The sequence below is a fragment of the Streptomyces sp. LS1784 genome (assembly GCF_020103755.1).
In the GTDB taxonomy this organism is placed as follows: Bacteria; Actinomycetota; Actinomycetes; order Streptomycetales; family Streptomycetaceae; genus Kitasatospora.
The window spans coordinates 1-1,788 of the sequence record NZ_JAHSQD010000982.1 but is presented as its reverse complement, the minus strand read 5'-3'; the positions used below and the strand labels follow the sequence as shown (position 1 = coordinate 1,788).

Sequence of the window (1,788 nt, the reverse complement as noted above, 5' to 3'; positions counted from 1 at the left end):
AGGGGCTGCCGCTGGTGGTGGGCGGGCGCAGCGCCGGGGCGCGGGTGGCCTGCCGGACGGGCGCGGCGACCGGGGCGGTCGGGGTGGTGGCGCTGGCGTTCCCGCTGCACCCGCCGGGCAAGCCGGAGAAGAGCCGGGCCGAGGAACTACTGGACTCCGGGCTGCCGACGCTGGTGGTGCAGAGCGCGGCGGACCCGTTCGGTGGGCCGGGGGAGTTCCCGGAGCTGCCGGCGGGGCACGAGCTGGTGGGGGTGCCGTACGGCAGCCACGGCTTCGAGGTGCCCAAGCGGGCGCCGGTGGGGCAGGACGAGGTGCTGGACCTGATCTGCGGTGCGGTGGGGGACTGGGTGCTGGCCCTCGTCCGGCGCCGGTGAGCAGGGCGTTTCCACTCGGTTACGCGTGCGAGTGAATGGCTGGTGCGGGTGGGAATGCGGGAGGGGTTCCCGTGGTTGTCGTCACCGTCAGCAGGAGTCACCGGTGAGAGGCAGGGCAGATGGGTTCGATCGCGTGCCCCGAACGGCCTGAGGAGCGCGAGGCCACCGCGGCGTTCGCCCCCTCCTGGTCGGAGTGGCTCGACGCGGGCGAGAAGCCCGTCAGCCCGATATCCTCCATTTCTGGACGGCCCGCCGTGGGCCGTGTCCGTCATGCCGAGGAGGTGGGTCCGGTCGTCGGGACCGAGCACGAGGCCGATCCGGGCCGTGGCCCGGGCGACGCCCTGCCTGCGGGCGAGGCGCTCACCGGTGAGGAGCTGGCCGAGGCGATCGGTGAGGACACCTACCGGGTGTCGGCGGAGGAGAGCGAGGAGGCCCGGCGGGAGCGCTTCGAGCGCGACGCCTTGGGCTACCTGGATCCGATGTACTCGGCGGCGCTGCGCATGACGCGCAACCCGGCCGACGCGGAGGACCTGCTCCAGGAGGCGTTCGCCAAGGCGTACGCGTCCTTCCACCAGTTCCGCGAGGGCACCAACCTCAAGGCCTGGCTGTACCGCATCCTCACCAACACGTTCATCAACTCGTACCGCAAGAAGCAGCGGGAGCCCCAGCGCACCGCGGCGGAGGAGATCGAGGACTGGCAGCTGGCCCGGGCCGAGTCGCACATGTCGACCGGTCTGCGCTCGGCCGAGACCCAGGCGCTCGACCACCTCCCCGACAGCGATGTGAAGGACGCGCTCCAGGCCATCCCGGAGGAATTCCGGATCGCCGTCTATCTCGCGGACGTAGAAGGCTTTGCGTACAAGGAGATCGCGGACATCATGGGTACTCCCATCGGTACGGTGATGTCCCGGCTGCACCGCGGCCGCCGTCAGCTGCGCGGCATGCTGGAGGATTACGCCCGTGAGCGCGGGCTGGTCCCGGCCGGCAGCGGGGCAGGGCAGGAAGCGAAGGGCTCGGGCTCATGAGCTGCGGCGATCCGCACGAAACCGAGTGTGGCGAGGTCCTCGACCACCTCTATGAATTCCTCGACAACGAGATGCCCGAGGGCGACTGCGCGAAGTTGCGCGTGCACTTCGAGGAGTGCTCGCCCTGCCTGAAGCAGTACGGGCTGGAGCAGGCGATCAAGGCGCTGATCAAGCGTTCCTGCGGGTGCGACGACACCCCGACCGACCTGCGCGGCAAGGTGCTGGCCAGGATCGACTCGATCCGGGCCGGGCAGCGCTCGGGCGAGCAGGTGGTGGTCGCGGTGGAGACCACCGTCGAGGTGCATGCCGAGTCGGCCCGGCCGGCGCCCAGGCCGGGCGCAGCGGCCGAGGCGGAGTCGGCCGAGCGCTCCGGCGCGCCGGTCGAGGCC

General features: G+C 71.5%; 3 protein-coding genes. All 3 read left to right on the top strand.

Annotated elements, in window-relative coordinates:
- The coding region (locus KS423_RS44890; protein ID WP_374120185.1) for an alpha/beta family hydrolase at nucleotides 1-374 on the top strand (374 nt) is incomplete at its 5' end.
- Nucleotides 375-748: 374 nt separating this feature from the next.
- Nucleotides 749-1,399, top strand: coding sequence for a sigma-70 family RNA polymerase sigma factor (locus KS423_RS44885; protein ID WP_049655069.1), 651 nt, complete (start codon nucleotides 749-751; stop codon nucleotides 1,397-1,399).
- On the top strand, nucleotides 1,396-1,788 hold a 393-nt coding region (gene rsrA / locus KS423_RS44880), incomplete at its 3' end, for a mycothiol system anti-sigma-R factor (protein WP_224285423.1). The genes KS423_RS44885 and rsrA, both read left to right, overlap by 4 nt.